Origin of the sequence: Mycobacterium lacus (assembly GCF_010731535.1) — a bacterium.
In the GTDB taxonomy this organism is placed as follows: domain Bacteria; phylum Actinomycetota; class Actinomycetes; order Mycobacteriales; family Mycobacteriaceae; genus Mycobacterium; species Mycobacterium lacus.
In genome coordinates, this window is record NZ_AP022581.1 from 1,242,597 (window position 1) to 1,258,814 (window position 16,218).

The 16,218-nt window shown below is 69.0% G+C and carries 19 protein-coding genes and 2 pseudogenes; 18 read left to right on the plus strand and 3 right to left on the minus strand.

Annotated elements, in window-relative coordinates; all coding sequences use genetic code 11:
* The first annotated feature begins 91 nt into the window (after positions 1 to 91).
* From alaS to G6N24_RS05885, 10 genes are all read left to right on the plus strand, one after another.
* On the plus strand, positions 92 to 2,797 hold the full coding sequence (gene alaS, locus G6N24_RS05840; protein ID WP_085159625.1) for an alanine--tRNA ligase: 2,706 nt from the start codon (positions 92 to 94) through the stop codon (positions 2,795 to 2,797).
* The gene (gene ruvX, locus G6N24_RS05845) at positions 2,798 to 3,271 is read left to right on the plus strand and encodes a Holliday junction resolvase RuvX (protein WP_085159623.1); all 474 of its coding nucleotides are present in this window, start codon (positions 2,798 to 2,800) and stop codon (positions 3,269 to 3,271) included. It begins immediately after the preceding gene.
* On the plus strand, positions 3,264 to 4,517 hold the full coding sequence (locus G6N24_RS05850) for an endolytic transglycosylase MltG (RefSeq protein WP_085159621.1): 1,254 nt from the start codon (positions 3,264 to 3,266) through the stop codon (positions 4,515 to 4,517). Before ruvX ends, G6N24_RS05850 begins: the two co-directional genes overlap by 8 nt.
* Positions 4,495 to 5,301, plus strand: a complete 807-nt coding sequence (locus G6N24_RS05855) for a shikimate dehydrogenase (protein ID WP_085159619.1) — start codon at positions 4,495 to 4,497, stop codon at positions 5,299 to 5,301. The genes G6N24_RS05850 and G6N24_RS05855 overlap by 23 nt, the downstream gene beginning before the upstream one ends.
* Positions 5,302 to 5,311: 10 nt before the next feature.
* Positions 5,312 to 5,740 carry a prepilin peptidase gene (locus tag G6N24_RS05860; RefSeq protein ID WP_085159617.1) on the plus strand — a complete coding sequence of 143 codons (429 nt, stop codon included), beginning with the start codon at positions 5,312 to 5,314 and terminating at the stop codon, positions 5,738 to 5,740.
* Positions 5,741 to 5,818: 78 nt separating this feature from the next.
* Positions 5,819 to 5,968: a hypothetical protein gene (locus G6N24_RS05865; protein WP_169716071.1), complete on the plus strand. Its 150-nt coding sequence runs from the start codon at positions 5,819 to 5,821 to the stop codon at positions 5,966 to 5,968.
* Between the two features lie 268 nt (positions 5,969 to 6,236).
* Entirely contained in the window at positions 6,237 to 6,863 is a 627-nt protein-coding gene (locus G6N24_RS05870) for an IS607 family transposase (protein WP_163745426.1), read from the plus strand.
* On the plus strand, positions 6,856 to 7,254 hold the full coding sequence (locus G6N24_RS05875; RefSeq protein ID WP_163745362.1) for a hypothetical protein: 399 nt from the start codon (positions 6,856 to 6,858) through the stop codon (positions 7,252 to 7,254). Before G6N24_RS05870 ends, G6N24_RS05875 begins: the two co-directional genes overlap by 8 nt.
* A 6-nt stretch (positions 7,255 to 7,260) precedes the next feature.
* Entirely contained in the window at positions 7,261 to 7,866 is a 606-nt protein-coding gene (locus G6N24_RS05880; RefSeq protein WP_163745427.1) for a hypothetical protein, read from the plus strand.
* On the plus strand, positions 7,863 to 8,342 hold the full coding sequence (locus tag G6N24_RS05885; protein WP_163745428.1) for a hypothetical protein: 480 nt from the start codon (positions 7,863 to 7,865) through the stop codon (positions 8,340 to 8,342). The genes G6N24_RS05880 and G6N24_RS05885 overlap by 4 nt, the downstream gene beginning before the upstream one ends.
* 572 nt (positions 8,343 to 8,914) lie before the next feature.
* On the opposite strand, the pseudogene G6N24_RS05890 reads toward G6N24_RS05885, so the two are convergent.
* Positions 8,915 to 9,319 (minus strand): annotated as a pseudogene (locus G6N24_RS05890) (PIN domain-containing protein).
* A gap of 113 nt (positions 9,320 to 9,432) precedes the next feature.
* Positions 9,433 to 9,567, minus strand: a pseudogene (locus G6N24_RS24200) (type II toxin-antitoxin system VapB family antitoxin); the annotation flags it as partial.
* 51 nt (positions 9,568 to 9,618) lie between these two features.
* Here G6N24_RS24200 and aroC point away from each other — a divergent pair.
* The 4 genes from aroC to aroQ are packed head-to-tail and all read left to right on the plus strand — an operon-like array spanning position 9,619 to position 12,873.
* Positions 9,619 to 10,824, plus strand: coding sequence for a chorismate synthase (gene aroC / locus G6N24_RS05900; RefSeq protein WP_085160020.1), 1,206 nt, complete (start codon positions 9,619 to 9,621; stop codon positions 10,822 to 10,824).
* Positions 10,824 to 11,354 (plus strand): shikimate kinase, encoded by a 531-nt coding sequence (locus G6N24_RS05905; protein ID WP_085160018.1) that lies wholly within the window; start codon positions 10,824 to 10,826, stop codon positions 11,352 to 11,354. The genes aroC and G6N24_RS05905 overlap by 1 nt, the downstream gene beginning before the upstream one ends.
* A complete protein-coding gene (aroB, locus tag G6N24_RS05910; RefSeq protein WP_085160016.1) occupies positions 11,351 to 12,439 on the plus strand; it encodes a 3-dehydroquinate synthase in 1,089 nt (362 codons plus the stop codon). The genes G6N24_RS05905 and aroB overlap by 4 nt, the downstream gene beginning before the upstream one ends.
* Entirely contained in the window at positions 12,436 to 12,873 is a 438-nt protein-coding gene (gene aroQ / locus G6N24_RS05915) for a type II 3-dehydroquinate dehydratase (RefSeq protein ID WP_085160014.1), read from the plus strand. Before aroB ends, aroQ begins: the two co-directional genes overlap by 4 nt.
* Here aroQ and G6N24_RS05920 read toward each other — a convergent pair.
* Entirely contained in the window at positions 12,870 to 13,538 is a 669-nt protein-coding gene (locus tag G6N24_RS05920) for a B-4DMT family transporter (protein WP_085160012.1), read from the minus strand. The two genes, aroQ and G6N24_RS05920, sit on opposite strands and share 4 nt — an antisense overlap.
* 33 nt (positions 13,539 to 13,571) lie before the next feature.
* Between G6N24_RS05920 and G6N24_RS05925 the strand changes: the two genes are divergently transcribed.
* The 4 genes from G6N24_RS05925 to G6N24_RS05940 are packed head-to-tail and all read left to right on the plus strand — an operon-like array spanning position 13,572 to position 16,146.
* Complete coding sequence (locus G6N24_RS05925; RefSeq protein ID WP_085160010.1) at positions 13,572 to 14,681, plus strand: M24 family metallopeptidase; 1,110 nt, start codon at positions 13,572 to 13,574, stop codon at positions 14,679 to 14,681.
* Between the two features lie 15 nt (positions 14,682 to 14,696).
* On the plus strand, positions 14,697 to 15,254 hold the full coding sequence (gene efp, locus G6N24_RS05930) for an elongation factor P (RefSeq protein ID WP_085160008.1): 558 nt from the start codon (positions 14,697 to 14,699) through the stop codon (positions 15,252 to 15,254).
* Positions 15,251 to 15,724 carry a transcription antitermination factor NusB gene (nusB, locus tag G6N24_RS05935; RefSeq protein WP_139822370.1) on the plus strand — a complete coding sequence of 158 codons (474 nt, stop codon included), beginning with the start codon at positions 15,251 to 15,253 and terminating at the stop codon, positions 15,722 to 15,724. The genes efp and nusB overlap by 4 nt, the downstream gene beginning before the upstream one ends.
* On the plus strand, positions 15,721 to 16,146 hold the full coding sequence (locus G6N24_RS05940) for an antitermination protein NusB (RefSeq protein ID WP_085160004.1): 426 nt from the start codon (positions 15,721 to 15,723) through the stop codon (positions 16,144 to 16,146). Before nusB ends, G6N24_RS05940 begins: the two co-directional genes overlap by 4 nt.
* Positions 16,147 to 16,218: the final 72 nt, after the last annotated feature.

Here is a 16,218-nt window from a genome sequence, read left to right on the forward strand (position 1 = left end):
CACGCCTTTGGACAGCCTTCCAGCAGCCCGGCGAATAGGCTGGGAATTGACTTCGAATTACGACAAGCCAGGAAACTAAGGAAAGCGAACAGTGCAAACACACGAGATCAGGAAGCGGTTCCTTGATCATTTCGTGAAGGCGGGCCACACCGAGGTGCCGAGCGCCTCGGTGATCCTCGACGACCCCAACCTGTTGTTCGTCAACGCCGGCATGGTCCAGTTCGTCCCGTTCTTCCTGGGCCAGCGCACGCCGCCGTACGCGACGGCCACCAGTATCCAGAAGTGCATCCGGACCCCCGACATCGACGAGGTGGGTGTCACCACCCGGCACAACACCTTCTTCCAGATGGCCGGCAACTTCTCCTTCGGCGACTACTTCAAGCGCGGGGCCATCGAGCTGGCGTGGACCCTGCTGACCAACAGCCTCGAGGACGGCGGCTACGGCCTGGACCCCGAAAGAATCTGGACGACGGTCTATTTCGACGACGACGAGGCCGTGCGGCTGTGGCAGGAGATCGCCGGCCTGCCGGCCGACCGGATCCAGCGCCGCGGCATGGCAGACAACTACTGGTCGATGGGCATCCCCGGGCCGTGCGGGCCGTCATCGGAGATCTACTACGACCGCGGGGAAGAGTTCGGCGTGGGCGGCGGCCCGATAGCCAACGAGGACCGCTACGTCGAGCTGTGGAACCTGGTGTTCATGCAGAGCGAACGCGGCGAGGGCACCGGCAAGACCGACTTCGAGATCCTTGGGCCGTTGCCGCGCAAGAACATCGACACCGGCATGGGCGTCGAACGGGTCGCGTTCGTGCTCCAGGGCGTGCACAACGTCTACGAAACCGACCTGCTCAGGCCGGTCATCGACACCGTGGCAGCCGCCGCCCCGCGCCCGTATGACGTCGGCAACCACGAAGACGACGTCCGCTACCGCGTCATTGCCGACCACAGCCGCACGGCGGCGATCCTGATCGGCGACGGCGTCAGCCCCGGCAACGACGGACGCGGTTACGTGCTGCGCCGGCTGCTGCGCCGGGTGATCCGCTCGGCCAAGCTGCTGGGCATCGAGGGCCCGATCGTGGGTGACCTGATGGCCACGGTGCGTGACGCGATGGGCCCGTCGTATCCCGAACTCGTCGCCGATTTCGACCGGATCAGGCGCATCGCGGTTGCCGAGGAGACCGCGTTTAACCGCACGCTGGCGTCGGGTTCGAAGCTGTTCGAGGAGGTGGCCGGGGCCACCAAGGCGGCGGGCGCCACGGTGGTTTCCGGTTCGGACGCCTTCACCCTGCACGACACCTACGGCTTCCCGATCGAGCTCACGCTCGAGATGGCCGCGGAGGCCGGCCTGCAGGTCGACGAACTCGGCTTCCGGGAGCTGATGGCCGCGCAGCGCCGTCGCGCCAAGGCCGACGCCGCCGCGCGCAAGCACGCACACGCCGACCTGAGCGCATACCGCGAGCTGGTCGACGCCGGCCCCACCGAGTTCACCGGTTTCGACGAGTTGACCTCCGAGGCAAGGATTTTGGGCATCTTCGTCGACGGCAAGCGGGTCCCGGTGGTCGCGCACGGTACCGACGGAGCCGACCGTGTCGAGCTTGTGCTGGACCGCACCCCGCTCTACGCCGAGTCGGGCGGGCAGATCGCCGACGAGGGCACCATCAGCGGGACCGGCGCCGGCGGGAGCGCGCGGGCGGCGGTCACCGACGTGCAGAAGATCGCCAAAACCCTCCACGTGCACCGGGTCAACGTGGAGTCCGGGGAATTCGTCGAGGGCGACACCGTGGTCGCGGCGGTGAACCCGCAGTGGCGCCGGGGCGCCACGCAAGGGCACTCGGGCACTCACATGGTGCACGCTGCGTTGCGACAAGTGTTGGGGCCCAACGCGGTTCAGGCCGGGTCGCTGAACCGGCCGGGCTATCTGCGGTTCGACTTCAACTGGCAGGGGCCGCTGACCGAGGACCAGCGCACCCGGATCGAGGAGGTGACCAACGAGGCGGTACAGGCCGACTTCGAGGTGCACACCTTCACCGAGCAGCTCGACAGGGCCAAGGCGATGGGCGCGATGGCGCTGTTCGGCGAGAGCTACCCCGACCAGGTGCGGGTGGTGGAGATGGGCGGACCCTTCTCCCTGGAGCTGTGCGGCGGCACCCATGTGAGTAACACGGCGCAGATCGGCCCGGTGACGATCCTGGGCGAATCGTCGATCGGCTCCGGGGTGCGCCGGGTGGAGGCCTACGTCGGGCTGGACTCGTTCCGTCACCTGGCCAAGGAACGCGCGCTGATGGCCGGGCTGGCGTCATCGCTGAAGGTGCCGTCCGACGAGGTGCCCGCGCGGGTGGCCAATCTGGTGGAGCGCCTGCGGGCCGCGGAGAAGGAACTCGAACGCGCCCGGCTGGCGAGCGCTCGGGCGGCCGCGGTGAACGCCGCCGCGGGAGCGCAGCACATCGGTAACGTCCGCGTGGTGGCGCAGCGAATGGCGGGCGGGATGACGGCCGCCGACCTGCGGTCGCTGGTCGGCGACATTCGCGGCAAGCTCGGTAGCGATCCCGCGGTGGTCGCGCTGATCTCGTCGAGTTCGGAAGGCAAAACCGTGCCGTACGCGGTCGCGGCCAATCCGGCCGCCCAGGATCTCGGGATTCGCGCCGACGACCTGATCAAGCAGCTTTCCGCGGCTCTCGACGGCCGGGGCGGTGGCAAGGCGGACCTGGCGCAGGGATCGGGAAAGGATCCGACGGGTATCGACGCCGCGCTCGATGCGGTCCGCTCCGAGATCGCCGTGATAGCGCGGGTCGGTTGAGTGGATCCGAAACAGCGGGGACCTAGACGCGGAAGAAGCCTCGGCATCGACGTCGGCAAGGTGCGCATCGGGGTGGCGTCCAGCGATCCGGACGGCATCCTCGCCACCCCGCTGGAAACCGTGCGACGCGACCGGTCCGGCAAGCATCTGCGCAGGCTGGCCGCGTTGGCCTCCGACATGGAGGCCGTCGAGGTGATCGTCGGACTGCCGCGCACCCTGGCCGACCGCATCGGCCCGTCGGCGCAAGACGCGATCGAGCTGGCCGAGGCGCTGGCAGAGCGGATTGCTCCCACACCGGTCCGGCTTGCCGACGAGCGGCTGACCACCGTGAGCGCGCAGCGATCGCTGCGCGCGGCGGGTGTGCGGGCCAAGGAGCAACGCGCGGTGATCGACCAGGCCGCGGCGGTGGCGATCCTGCAGGGCTGGCTCGATCAGCGCCGCGCGGCGGCGGCTCGAGGGGCCACCGATGGTTGACGGCGGGCGGCGCCGACGGGCCGAGCCTGAGGCCGTCGGGCCGGCCCGGCACCGGATGAGCCGCATCGATCGGGCCAGGCAGCGCCGGGCACAACGGCGCCGTCGGCGGCGGCGCTTCGCGGCCCGGGCGGCACTCGGGCTGCTCGGCGTGGCCGTGGTGGCGGCCGTCTTCGTGGGCGCCAGACTCTGGCCGACGGTGTTCGGGCACGGTGAGGACTACACGGGCAACGGCAAGCGCGACATCGTGATTCAGGTGCACGACGGCGACTCGACCACCGCGGTCGGGGAGACCCTGCACAACCAGGGGGTGGTCAAGACCGTGCGGGCGTTCGTCGACGCCGCGCATGGCAACGAGGTGATCTCGTCCATCCAACCCGGCTTCTACCGGATGCGAACCGAAATCCCGGCGGCCGCCGCGGTCGCGCGGCTGTCCGACCCGAACAACCGGGTGGGAAAGCTGGTCATCCCGGAAGGGCGTCAGCTCGACGACACCACCGACATGAAGACCAACAAGGTGAATCCCGGCATATTCTCCCTGATATCGCGGGCCACCTGTGTGGATCTCGACGGCAACCGGCGTTGCGTTTCGGTCGACGACCTGCGCAAGGTGGCGAGCACCAGCACCCCCGCGACGTTGGCGGTGCCGCCCTGGGCGGTTGAGCCGGTGACCGAGCTGGCCAACGACCACCGCCGGATCGAGGGCCTCATCGCACCGGGGACGTTCAACGTCGATCCGTCGGCGTCGGCGCAGAGCATCCTGGCGAACCTGATCCGCGCCGGCGCGGTCGAGTACATGAAGTCCGGGTTGGTGGACACCGCGCAATCCATGGGCGTCTCGCCCTACGACATCCTGGTGGTGGCGTCGCTGGTCCAGCAGGAAGCCAACCCGCAGGACTTCCCGAAGGTGGCGCAGGTGATCTACAACCGCCTGCACGAGCACCGCACGCTGGAGTTCGATTCGACCGTGAACTATCCGCTGGACCGCCGGGAGGTGGCCACCAGCGACGCCGATCGGGCCCAGCGGACGCCCTGGAACACCTACGTCGCCCATGGGCTGCCGGCCACCGCGATCTGCTCGCCCGGGGTCGACGCGCTGCGCGCCGCCGAGCATCCCGAGCCGGGGGACTGGCTGTACTTCGTCACCATCGACGCCCAGGGGACGACGCTGTTCACCAGGGACTATCAGCAGCATCTGGCCAATATCGAGCTGGCCAAGCACAACGGTGTCCTCGACTCCGCGCGGTAGAAAGGCGGCCGTCCTGGGCTCGCCGATCGCGCATTCCCGTTCCCCGCAACTGCACCTGGCGGCCTACCGCGCACTGGGCCTGGATGACTGGACCTACGAACGCATCGAATGCGGCGCCGAGGAGCTGCCGGCCGTGGTCGGCGGGTTCGGGCCGGAGTGGGTCGGCGCGTCGGTGACCATGCCGGGCAAGTTCGCCGCCCTGCGGTTCGCCGACGAGCGGACCCCGCGCGCCGAACTGGTCGGGTCGGCCAACACCCTGGTGCGCACCCCGGATGGGTGGCGGGCCGACAACACCGACATCGACGGCGTGACCGGGGCCCTCGGTGTGGTTTCGGGACGCGCGGTGGTGCTCGGGTCGGGCGGCACCGCGCCGGCGGCGGTCGTCGGGCTGGCCGAACTCGGCGTCGCCGGGATCACCGTGGTGGCCCGCAACCCGGAGAAGGCGGCTCGATTGGTGGACCTCGGAACCCGAGTGGGGGTGGCGACGCGGTTCTGCGGTCTCGATAGCCCCGGGCTGGCGGACGAGGTGGCGGCCGGGGCGGTGTTGATCAGCACGATCCCCGCCGACGTGGCGTCTCGGTATGCCGGCATCTTCGCCGGGATCCCGGTGCTGCTGGACGCCATCTACGACCCCTGGCCCACCCCGCTGGCCGCCGCCGTGACCGCGACCGGAGGCCGGGTGGTCAGCGGCCTGCAGATGCTGCTGCACCAGGCGTTTGCGCAAGTCGAACAATTCACAGGGCTACCCGCTCCGCGAGCGGCGATGGTGGCGGCATTGGATTAGCCTGCCGCGCATGTGGATTGGTATAGCCGGGCTGGTCTCGGTCTGGCTCGCGGCACTGAGCATCTACGACCTCCGGCAGCGCCGATTGCCCAACGCGCTGACGCTGCCCGGCGCTGTTGTGATCCTGCTGGTGGCCGCCTGCACCGGCCTTTGCGTGCCGGCACTGGCCGGCGCGGCCGCGCTGACCGGGGTGTACCTGCTGGTGCACCTGGTGGCGCCGGCGGCGATGGGAGCCGGCGACGTAAAGCTGGCCATCGGCCTGGGCGGGCTCACCGGGTGCTTCGGCGTCGAGGTGTGGCTGCTGGCGGCGCTGGCCGCGCCGCTGCTGACCGCGCTGTGCGGCGTGGTTGCCCGGTTAATCGGCGGCGCCGCCACGGTGCCGCACGGCCCGTCGATGTGCCTGGCCACGGTGGGTGCGGTGGGGCTGGTGTTCGTGTGACGGGCATCATCAGGACTGCGAGTGTTCAGCTACGAAGAAATGGCCGCGCAACGCATTGCGTGGCGTTGACGTCGAATCGTGCCTGTGTCGATGGCGGAAAAGCTCACCGCGCTGAGCCGTGACTTCGGCTCGCAGCGGCGCTTGGCCGAGTTGCTCCTGGTACGCCTCTATACAACCGAGGCCGCTGAGCGCTGGCTCGTCGGGACGAACCCCAGCCTGGGAAACTGACGGCCCTTGGACCTGATTCGACGTGGCCAGTGCGGGAGGTGCTGGACGCGATCGCGAACGAGCGAGCCGGCAGCTTCGCGTGAGGCCGTGACGGTCCCGCCTGGAACCCGCCGGCGCCGGCCGGACACTCCGGCCACGCCCTTTGGGAAAGTCAATGCGCGTCAGCCGATCTCGCGACGCAATCAACGCCCGTTTCAGGGTTTAGAACTGCTTGCGAGATACTGAGCGATAGTGAGCGTATGAACGTTCGAGTGAGTACGCTGGTGGTGTGAATTTGACGGAGTGGGCGCGTGCTCAGGGTGTGCATCCACAGACGGTGTACCGGTGGTTTCGGGAGGGGACGTTGCCGGTTCCGGCGGTGCGGGTGAATGAGCGCACGGTGCTGGTGTCACCGGATGCGCCTGCAGGATCGGCGCCGGCGGCCGCGTTCGGTCTGTACGCGCGGGTGTCGTCGCATGATCAGAAGTCGGACTTGGATCGTCAGGTCGCTCGGCTGACAGCCTGGGCCGCTGAGGCGGGCGGGACGGTGGTGCGGGTGGAGGCCGAGGTCGGGTCCGGGATGAATGGGTCGCGGGCGAAAGTCAGGCGATTGTTGGCCGACCCGAAGGTGACCGTTGTGGTGGTCGAGCATCGGGATCGGCTGGGCCGGATGAACACTGAACTGGTGGAAGCGGCGCTTTCGGCGCACGGTCGCCGGCTGGTGGTGCTCGACGCCGGTGAGGTAGACGACGATCTGGTGCGCGACATGGTGGAGGTGCTGACCTCGTTCTGTGCGCGACTGTATGGCCGCCGCGGTGCGCGAAACCGTGCGCTCAAAGCGGTCGGCTGCGCGCAGCGCGATATCGGGCCGGCCGCGCTTGTCGGTGGCCGGGTGGATGATGCGGCACATGAGTGACCTGCCCGCTGCGGGATCGGTGAAGGTTGTCGTCAGTGCTGCACTGTCGGACCGGTTCAAGAGGCGATACGTCATCGTCGACGCAGCGACCGGCGGCATCGTGGATGACGCTCAAGGATACGGGTATAAGACCGCGCAGAACGCGCACCGCGCGCACGCCTACAAGTCGATGCCGCCGAAGAAGAAGCGGCGACGCGACGCCGCCCAACGACAGGTCCGACGCTGGTGTGCTGCGCACCCGCTGTTCATGCGGCACGTCGAGCAGTCGATGTTCTACGCGCTCAAAGACGGCCTGAACCTTACTGAGGCCGACGTGCGGGCGATGGCCGACGAGCACGGCGTGGAGCTGCGGTTCTCGGTGAAAGACCTGATGCGGCATTGGAACTGGTGATGCGGCGTGGGTAAGCAGTTGCGTCGGATCGGGGATCCGGTGGTGGCTGCGGGCCCGGCTGGTGTTCGGGTGCGCACCCGGCTGCACCTGACCGGGGAGGAAGCCGCGGCGCTGGGTGCGATCGGGGTGTTTTTGGGTTCGGTGTATCGCCGCGAGCTCGCGCACCGGATCACGTTGGGCCGCATGGATCGCAAGCAGCACGGCCGGTGGCGGGCCGAGCGTAAGCAGGCGATCACGGTGGTGGCGTCGTCGCGGTGGGCCGGTGCGATCACCCGCGCCGTCGAAGACCAGTACCAGCTCGGCATGCGAGCCCTAACCGCTGAGGTCACCGATGTGCGGGCCGCGATCGGCGTGCTGGAATCCCGGTGTGCGCTGCGCCCGGGTGAGGTCGCCGCCCCAGCCGACGTGGTTGGCGGTCCGCGCCGCCAGTCCCGGCGCCCGGTGCGTGGATATGCCAGTGCGGCGCAGCGGTTCTCCAAGACCCGCCGGCTGGCCACACTGCGGACGCGGCTGGCGGTGGCCGAGGCGGACCTGGCGGCGGGCCGCCCGTCGATCACCGTCGGCGGTAACAGGTTGTGGCACACCGCCAACATCTCGACGCGGCCGAGATGAGCGAGCAGCAGTGGCGGGACCGCTGGACCGCCGCCCGCATGTTCCTGACCGCCGACGGCGAGACGGGCAAGGCCGCGGGTAATGAGACGATCCGCGTCGACGAGTCGGGCCAGTTGCGGATCAAAGTCCCGGCCGCCCTGGTGGACCGGTTCGGTACGCATCTGCACATCGCCGCACCGGTGGCGTTCGGCCATCGCTGCCAGGAGTGGGCTGATCGGGTGGCCGGCCGGCGGGCGGTTCGTTATGACATCACCTTCAACCCGGCGAAAGGCCGCTGGTATCTGGACGCCTCCTGGACCACCACGCCCGGCGCCCACGCTCGAGGAGCTGCGCGCCGGGCCGGTGCTGGTGGACCTCAACGCCGATCACCTCGCCGCGTGTGTCCTGGACTGCTCAGGCAACCCGGTCGGTGCACCCGTCACGATTCCCGTCGACACCGCCGGTTTACCCGCTACGCGCCGCGATGGGCGGGTTAGAGCCGCGATTACCGCGCTGCTCGACCTTGCCGTGCACCACAACTGCAGCGCAGTCGCGGTGGAGAACCTCGATTTCACCGATGCCCGCGCCACCGGACGCGAAACACTGGGCCGCGGGCAGCGTGGGAAGCGGCTGCGGCGCGCCGTCGCGGGTATCCCGACTCGGCGTTTCCGGGACCGGCTCACCTCGATGGCCACCCGCCGCGGCATCGCAGTAATCGGTGTCGATCCGGCCTACACCAGCCTGTGGGGCCGCCAGCATTGGCGTAAACCCTTACAACAGCAGACTTCCAACCCGGCCGCTGTGACCGTGCATCACGGTGCGGCGGCCGCGATCGGCAGACGTGGACTCGGCAATCCGATCAGGCGTCGGCCGGCAGGACCCCGCACCCAACAGCGGATGCGTGCGGGCACTCCACCGGCCAGACCTGACCAGCCACCGGGAACCACACGACGGTGCCGCAGTTCTGGCTCACCGCCACGCCCACAACGACGACGAGGCATGCCGGTCCACCAGAGAACACCCACCATCAGCGGCCAACACCGTTCGGGCCGCACAGGACTCCTCCTGCTCACCAATCAGGAACGGTTCCGCGCGGCACAATCCACTCCGTGCGCTGGCCGGTGATCGCCGCGATCCGGTCAAAGTCCTCGTCGTAATGCCACTCGACGGTGCCCGAGAGTTCGGCCGCCGCGGCGATGATCAGGTCCGCGATCTTCACGCTGCGATGACGCAGACCGCCGACATGGGCGAGTTCACGCTGGACTTGGTATGCGCGAGCGAAGGTTTCGGCGTCGATCGGGATCCGGGCTAACCCGTCGAGTTCGTCGGCGAGCGCGTCGTAGTCGGTGGCGGACCTCGCCGAGTAGAGAACTTCCAACCGCACTTGGTCGCAGATGCCGACCCGATCCCCGGACAGGGCCGCCAGCCATCGGTTCGCGACTTCAGGCCTCGCCGCGCGATGTCACGCGCTCATGTCGACGCAGTACAACGTCACCGCGCGCAGCGCGTCTGCGCGAGCAGTGCTTCGGACCGATCGATACCCACACCCGAGGCGATTCGCGCCGCGAGCCGAGCGCGTGCCGACTGCCGCACCGCCGCCCGCAAGGCGGCATCGACCGTGTCCTTGAGGCCGGTGGTACCGAGCGCGGCCTGCGCTCGGGCCAGCAGTACGTCATCGATGTCGATCGTTGTACGTCTAGACATACGCCGACGATATAGCCATGCCTGACCGCGCTGGCACGGCGATCATGGCCGCCATGGGAAGATGGTCGGGTGTTGCGCTGGATCACCGCCGGGGAGTCGCACGGGCGTGCGCTGGTGGCCGTGGTCGAAGGCATGGTCGCCGGCGTGCACGTCACCTCCGCCGACATCTCCGCTCAGCTGGCCCGCCGCCGGCTGGGCTACGGCCGCGGCGCCCGCATGGCGTTCGAGCGCGACGCGGTGACGGTGCTGTCCGGGATACGCCACGGCGTCACGCTGGGCGGGCCCATCGCCGTCGAGATCGGCAACACCGAGTGGCCCAAGTGGGAGACCGTGATGGCCGCCGACCCGGTCGACCCGGCCGAGCTCGAACATTCAGCGCGCAATGCCCCGCTCACCCGGCCGCGACCGGGCCACGCCGACTACGCGGGCATGCTCAAATACGGGTTCGACGACGCCCGGCCCGTGCTGGAGCGGGCCAGCGCCCGCGAGACCGCCGCGCGCGTCGCCGCCGGAACCATCGCGCGGCACTTCCTCAAGCAGGCGCTGGGCGTCGAGGTGCTCTCCCACGTCATCGCGATCGGCCCCTCGGCCCCCTACGACGGTCCACCGCCACAACCCGAGGACCTCCCCAAAATCGACGCCAGCCCCGTTCGCGCCTTCGACAAGGCCGCCGAACAAGCCATGATCGCCGAGATCGAGGCGGCCAAGAAGGACGGCGACACGCTGGGCGGCGTCGTCGAGGTCGTGGCGATGGGCCTGCCGGTGGGGCTGGGCTCCTTCACCAGCGGCGACAACCGGCTCGACAGCCAGCTGGCCGCCGCCGTCATGGGCGTCCAGGCGATCAAGGGTGTGGAGATCGGCGACGGTTTCGAGACGGCGCGCCGCCGCGGCAGCCGCGCCCACGACGAGATGTACCCCGGGCCCGACGGCGTGGTGCGCTCGACGAACCGGGCCGGAGGTCTCGAAGGCGGCATGACCAACGGGCAGCCGCTGCGGGTGCGCGCGGCGATGAAGCCGATCTCCACCGTGCCTCGCGCGCTGGCCACCGTCGACATGGCGACCGGTGACCAGGCCGTCGCCATCCACCAGCGCTCCGACGTGTGCGCGGTGCCGGCCGCCGGGGTCGTGGTCGAGACGATGGTGGCCCTGGTGCTGGCCCGCGCGGCGCTGGAGAAGTTCGGCGGCGATTCGCTGGCCGAGACCCGCCGCAACATCGAGGCCTATCAGCGCGCGGTCGCCGCCCGGGAAACGCCGGCGGGCCGGGGCACCGCATAATGGCACCCAAAGCCGTACTCGTCGGCCTGCCGGGCTCCGGCAAGTCCACCATCGGCCGCAGGCTGTCCAAGGCGCTCGGGGTCAGCCTGCTCGACACCGACGTGGCGATCGAGCAGCAGACCGGACGCAGCATCGCCGATATCTTCGCCACCGACGGGGAAACGGAGTTCCGCCGCATCGAGGAGCGCGTGGTGCGGGCGGCATTGGCCGACCACGACGGCATCCTGTCGCTCGGTGGTGGCGCGGTCACCAGCCCCGGGGTGCGCGCGGCGCTGGCCGGCCACACCGTCATCTACCTGGAAATCAGTGCGGCAGAGGGGGTGCGCCGCACCGGCGGCAACACCGTGCGGCCGCTGCTGGCCGGCCCCGACCGCGCCGAGAAATACCGCGCTTTGATGTCCAAACGGGTGCCGCTGTACCGGCGGGTGGCGACCATGCGGGTCGACACCAACCGCCGCAACCCGGGGGCGGTGGTGCGCTACATCGTGTCGCGGCTGCAGACCCCCACCCCCGCCCAGGCCGCCAAATGACGGATATCACCGCACCGGTCACCGTGCAGGTCGCCGTCGATCCGCCGTACCCGGTGGTGATCGGCAGGGGACTCTTGAACGAGCTGGATGAACTGCTTGCCAGCCGGCACAAGGTCGCGATCCTCCATCAGCCGGTGCTGACGCAGACCGCCGAGGCGATCCGAAGCCACTTGGCCGGCAAAGGTGTCGACGCACACCGCATCGAAATCCCCGACGCCGAGGCCGGCAAGGACCTGCCCGTCGTCGGATTCATCTGGGAAGTGTTGGGCCGCATCGGAATTGGCCGCAAGGACGCCCTGGTCAGCCTCGGCGGCGGGGCCGCCACCGACGTCGCCGGTTTCGCGGCGGCCACCTGGCTGCGCGGGGTGGAGATCGTGCACGTGCCCACCACGCTGCTCGGCATGGTCGACGCGGCCGTCGGCGGCAAGACCGGCATCAACACCGACGCGGGCAAAAACCTGGTCGGCGCGTTTCACCAGCCCCTCGCCGTCCTGGCCGACCTGGTGACGCTGGAAACGTTGCCGCGCAACGAGATCGTCTCCGGGATGGCCGAGGTGGTCAAGGCGGGGTTCATCGCCGACCCGGTGATCCTGGACCTCATCGAGGCCGACCCGCAGGCGGCGCTGGACCCGAGCGGTGACGTGCTGCCCGAGCTAATCCGGCGCGCGGTCACCGTCAAGGCCGAGGTCGTCGCCGCCGACGAGAAGGAATCGGAGCTGCGCGAAATTCTCAACTATGGCCACACTTTGGGGCACGCGATCGAGCGTCGGGAGCGGTACCAGTGGCGCCACGGCGCCGCGGTGTCGGTGGGACTGGTGTTCGCCGCCGAGCTCGCCAGGCTCGCCGGGCGGCTCGACGACGCCACCGCGCGGCGACATCGGACCATCCTGACCTCGCTCGGCCTGCCGGTCAGCTACGACGCCGACGCGCTGCCGCAGCTGCTGGAAATCATGGCCGCAGACAAGAAAACCCGCGCCGGCGTGCTGCGGTTCGTGGTCCTCGACGGGCTGGCCAAGCCCGGCCGGTTGGTGGGACCGGACCCATCGCTGCTGGCGGCCGCCTACACCGGACTCGATGCCTCATGACACAGGTGCATGTCATCAACGGCCCCAACCTGGGTAGGCTGGGCCGGCGCGAGCCCGCGGTCTACGGCAGCACCACGCACGAGCAGCTGGCGGCTCTGATAGCCCGTGAGGCCGCCTTACTCGGACTGAAAGCTGTTGTGCGGCAAAGCGACAGCGAAGCCCAACTGCTGGATTGGATCCATCTGGCCGCCGATGCCCGCGAACCCGTGATCCTCAATGCCGGTGGCCTGACGCACACATCGGTGGCGCTGCGCGACGCGTGTGCCGAATTGAGCGCACCCCTGATCGAGGTACACATCTCCAATGTGTATGCGCGCGAGGAGTTTCGGCGTCATTCCTACATCAGCCCGGTCGCGACGGGCGTCATCGCGGGGCTGGGGATCGACGGCTACCTGCTCGCCCTGCGCTACCTGGCCGGGGCTTTCGAGGCTTAGTCCTTCTTCGGTGTGTCGGGCTTTGTCTGCTCGGCATCCGTCGTGCGGATCACCTCGGTCGGTGCCTCGGGCTCGGCCGTGGGGATCGTCTCGGTGGTTGCCTCACGCTCGGCCGTGGCCACCGCCGCGGTCCGTTCCTCGTGCTGGGCCGCGGCGGCCTCGCCGCCGCGGACGGCGGTGAACACGTCGGTGTCGGCCCGTTCGTGCTCAGCAGCGAGCCCGTGGTGTCTGACCGGCACCTTCGCGAGCTGCCGGTCCACCTGCCACCGGCCGATAGAAACCCCGACGATCGCGGGCAGGAAAACCACGAGCGCGGTGAAGGCCGCGAACGTGGTGAGCTCGTTGATCAGCCCACCCACGTAGATCCCCTTGTAGAACAGCGAAATGAGCAGGGACACAGCGCCGCTGATCGCCCCGGCCACCAGGCCGGCCAGCAGCCAGGTCATCGCCAGATCTTGCCGGCGGTCCGGATCCGGGTTCGCCGAAGCGTCGGCGCGGCCGTCGAGCACACCCCACACGATCACCCCGAGAACGAAGATCAACAGCAGCACCACGCTGATTAACCCGGCCTGCGTCTGCCACGCATTGATCAGCGCCCCCTGAAACAAACGGACAACGACCATCGCGGCAGCGAACGCCAGTCCGCGCAGCATCCAGTTAGTCATGAGGGAAAAGCGTAGCGAGTAGCGTCAAGGGGCGTGACACATTCCCAGCGTCGAGACAATCTCAAAGCGCAAATCGGTAACTCCGGGCTGGACGCGATGCTGGTCACGGACCTGATAAACGTTCGCTATCTATCCGGTTTCACCGGGTCCAACGGCGCGTTGCTGGTGTTCGCCGACGAACGCGAGGCCATTTTGGCCACCGACGGCCGGTACCGCACCCAGGCCGCGCAGCAAGCACCAGGGCTCGAGGTCGCCATCGAACGAGCCTGCGGCCGTTGCCTGGCCGGCCGGGCGGCCGCGGCCGGCGTGCGCAAGCTCGGCTTCGAGAGCCATGTGGTCACCGTCGACGGCCTCGACGCGCTGTCGGCCGCGCTGGCAGGCCAGGACAGCGAGCTGGTGCGGGCGTCCGGGACGGTCGAGGCGTTGCGTGAGGTCAAAGACGCCGGTGAGTTGGCGTTGCTGCGGCTGGCGTGTGAGGCGGCCGACGCCGCGCTCACCGACCTGGTGGCGCGGGGCGGCCTGCGGCCGGGCCGGACCGAACGCGAGGTGGGCCGTGAGCTGGAGTCCTTGATGCTCGACCACGGCGCCGACGGGGTGTCGTTCGAGACTATCGTGGCCGCCGGCCCGAATTCGGCGATCCCGCACCACCGGCCGACCGACGCGGTGCTGCAAACCGGGGACTTCGTCAAGATCGACTTCGGTGCGCTGGTTGCCGGCTATCACTCCGACATGACGCGTACGTTCGTGCTGGGCAAGGCCGCCGACTGGCAGCTGGAGATCTATGAACTGGTCGCCGAGGCGCAACGGGCCGGGCGTGAGGCGCTGCGGCCGGGTGCCGAGCTGTGCGACGTGGACGCCGCGGCGCGCCAGCTGATCACCGACGCGGGCTACGGCGAGAACTTCGGCCACGGCCTGGGACACGGCGTTGGCCTGCAGATACATGAAGCGCCGGGCATCGGAGCGACATCCGCCGGTACACTACTTGCGGGCTCCGTCGTGACGGTGGAGCCCGGCGTCTATTTACCCGGCCGCGGCGGTGTCCGCATCGAGGACACTCTGGCGGTAGCCAATGGGGCCTCGAAAACCACCGGGCAGACCGCGGAATTGTTGACCCGGTTCTCGAAGGAACTGGCCATCCTGTAGGAGATTTAGGAGACCGTGGCGACCACTGCTGACTTCAAAAACGGACTTGTCCTGGTAATCGACGGGCAGCTGTGGACGATCATCGAGTTCCAGCACGTCAAACCCGGCAAAGGGCCGGCGTTCGTGCGTACCAAGCTCAAGAACGTGCTGTCGGGAAAGGTCGTCGACAAGACGTACAACGCCGGGGTGAAGGTGGACACCGCCACCGTCGACCGGCGCGACACCACGTTCTTGTACCGCGACGGCTCGGACTTCGTGTTCATGGACAGCGAGGACTACGAGCAGCACCCGCTGCCGGAGTCCCTGGTCGGCGACGCCGCGCGGTTCCTGCTGGAGGGCATGCCGGTGCAGGTGGCGTTCCACAACGGCGCGCCACTGTACATCGAGCTGCCGGTGACCGTCGAACTCGAGGTGACCCACACCGAGCCGGGTCTGCAGGGCGACCGGTCCAGCGCGGGCACCAAGCCGGCCACCCTGCAGACCGGCGCGCAGATCCAGGTGCCGCTGTTCATCAACACCGGGGACAAGCTGAAGGTGGATTCACGCGACGGCAGCTACCTGGGCCGTGCATGACCATGTCCAAGCCGGTCAAGGGACGCCATCAGGCCCGCAAGCGCGCCGTGGACCTGTTGTTCGAAGCCGAGGCCCGAGGCATGAGCCCGGCCGAGGTGGTCGACGTCCGCACCACACTGGCCGAAGCCAAGCCGGACGTGGCGCCGCTGCACCCGTATACCGTCGCGGTGGCCAAAGGGGTCGCTGAGGACGCCGCGCACATCGACGACCTGATCGCCTCGCACCTGCAGGGCTGGACGCTGGACCGGCTGCCCGCGGTGGACCGCGCCATTCTGCGGGTCGCGGTGTGGGAGCTGCTGCACGCCGACGATGTGCCGGGGCCGGTTGCCGTCGACGAGGCCGTCGAGCTGGCCAAGGAGCTGTCCACCGACGACTCGCCGGGCTTCGTCAACGGTGTGCTGGGCCAGGTCATGCTGGTGACGCCGCAGATCCGTGCGGCGGCCCAGGCCGTGCGAGGCAACGCATCATGACCCGGCTCGAGCTGCGTGTCGTGATCGCCGCCTGGCTGGCTGCGACGGTGGTGCTCGGTGCCGTGGTGTGCGCCGCGTTCGGGTGGGCCATCGTCGCGTCGGTGCTGGCGATCTACGCACTCGGCGTCGGCGCCTGGCTGTATCACTCGATCGAACGCCTGATCCTGGCGCGCCGGATCAGCACCGTTCGCACGGCGGCAAAGCCGCTGCAGCCGCTGTTGCCGGTGATGGCCGCCATCATGGGCCTGACCCAGGGCGTCGTCAGATCGCTCAGCGATGTCACCGATCTGCCGGGGCGCCGCTGGGAGCTTCCGCAGTTGCCGATGCTGCGTTGGGGGGAGAGTCCCCTCGGAAACCGGAGCAATCGGAGTACTCGCGGCAATCGGCGGATCATCGACAGCGACGACGAGGCCGACGACTGACCCGGCCGGGATCGACCTGGGCAAAATGATCGCGCGATGAGCGCGGTGCGTCACACTGTTAGCTGTCCGAAA

What these genes read in the sequence shown, in the direction of transcription:
- aroB (WP_085160016.1), top strand. Translation starts at nt 11,351, where the DNA reads ATGACGGATATCACCGCACCGGTCACCGTGCAGGTCGCCGTCGATCCG.
- nusB (WP_139822370.1), top strand. Translation starts at nt 15,251, where the DNA reads ATGACCATGTCCAAGCCGGTCAAGGGACGCCATCAGGCCCGCAAGCGC.
- G6N24_RS05905 (WP_085160018.1), top strand. Translation starts at nt 10,824, where the DNA reads ATGGCACCCAAAGCCGTACTCGTCGGCCTGCCGGGCTCCGGCAAGTCC.
- G6N24_RS05885 (WP_163745428.1), top strand. Translation starts at nt 7,863, where the DNA reads ATGAGCGAGCAGCAGTGGCGGGACCGCTGGACCGCCGCCCGCATGTTC.
- G6N24_RS05920 (WP_085160012.1), bottom strand. Translation starts at nt 13,538, where the DNA reads ATGACTAACTGGATGCTGCGCGGACTGGCGTTCGCTGCCGCGATGGTC.
- G6N24_RS05860 (WP_085159617.1), top strand. Translation starts at nt 5,312, where the DNA reads ATGTGGATTGGTATAGCCGGGCTGGTCTCGGTCTGGCTCGCGGCACTG.
- G6N24_RS05850 (WP_085159621.1), top strand. Translation starts at nt 3,264, where the DNA reads ATGGTTGACGGCGGGCGGCGCCGACGGGCCGAGCCTGAGGCCGTCGGG.
- aroQ (WP_085160014.1), top strand. Translation starts at nt 12,436, where the DNA reads ATGACACAGGTGCATGTCATCAACGGCCCCAACCTGGGTAGGCTGGGC.
- G6N24_RS05875 (WP_163745362.1), top strand. Translation starts at nt 6,856, where the DNA reads ATGAGTGACCTGCCCGCTGCGGGATCGGTGAAGGTTGTCGTCAGTGCT.
- G6N24_RS05940 (WP_085160004.1), top strand. Translation starts at nt 15,721, where the DNA reads ATGACCCGGCTCGAGCTGCGTGTCGTGATCGCCGCCTGGCTGGCTGCG.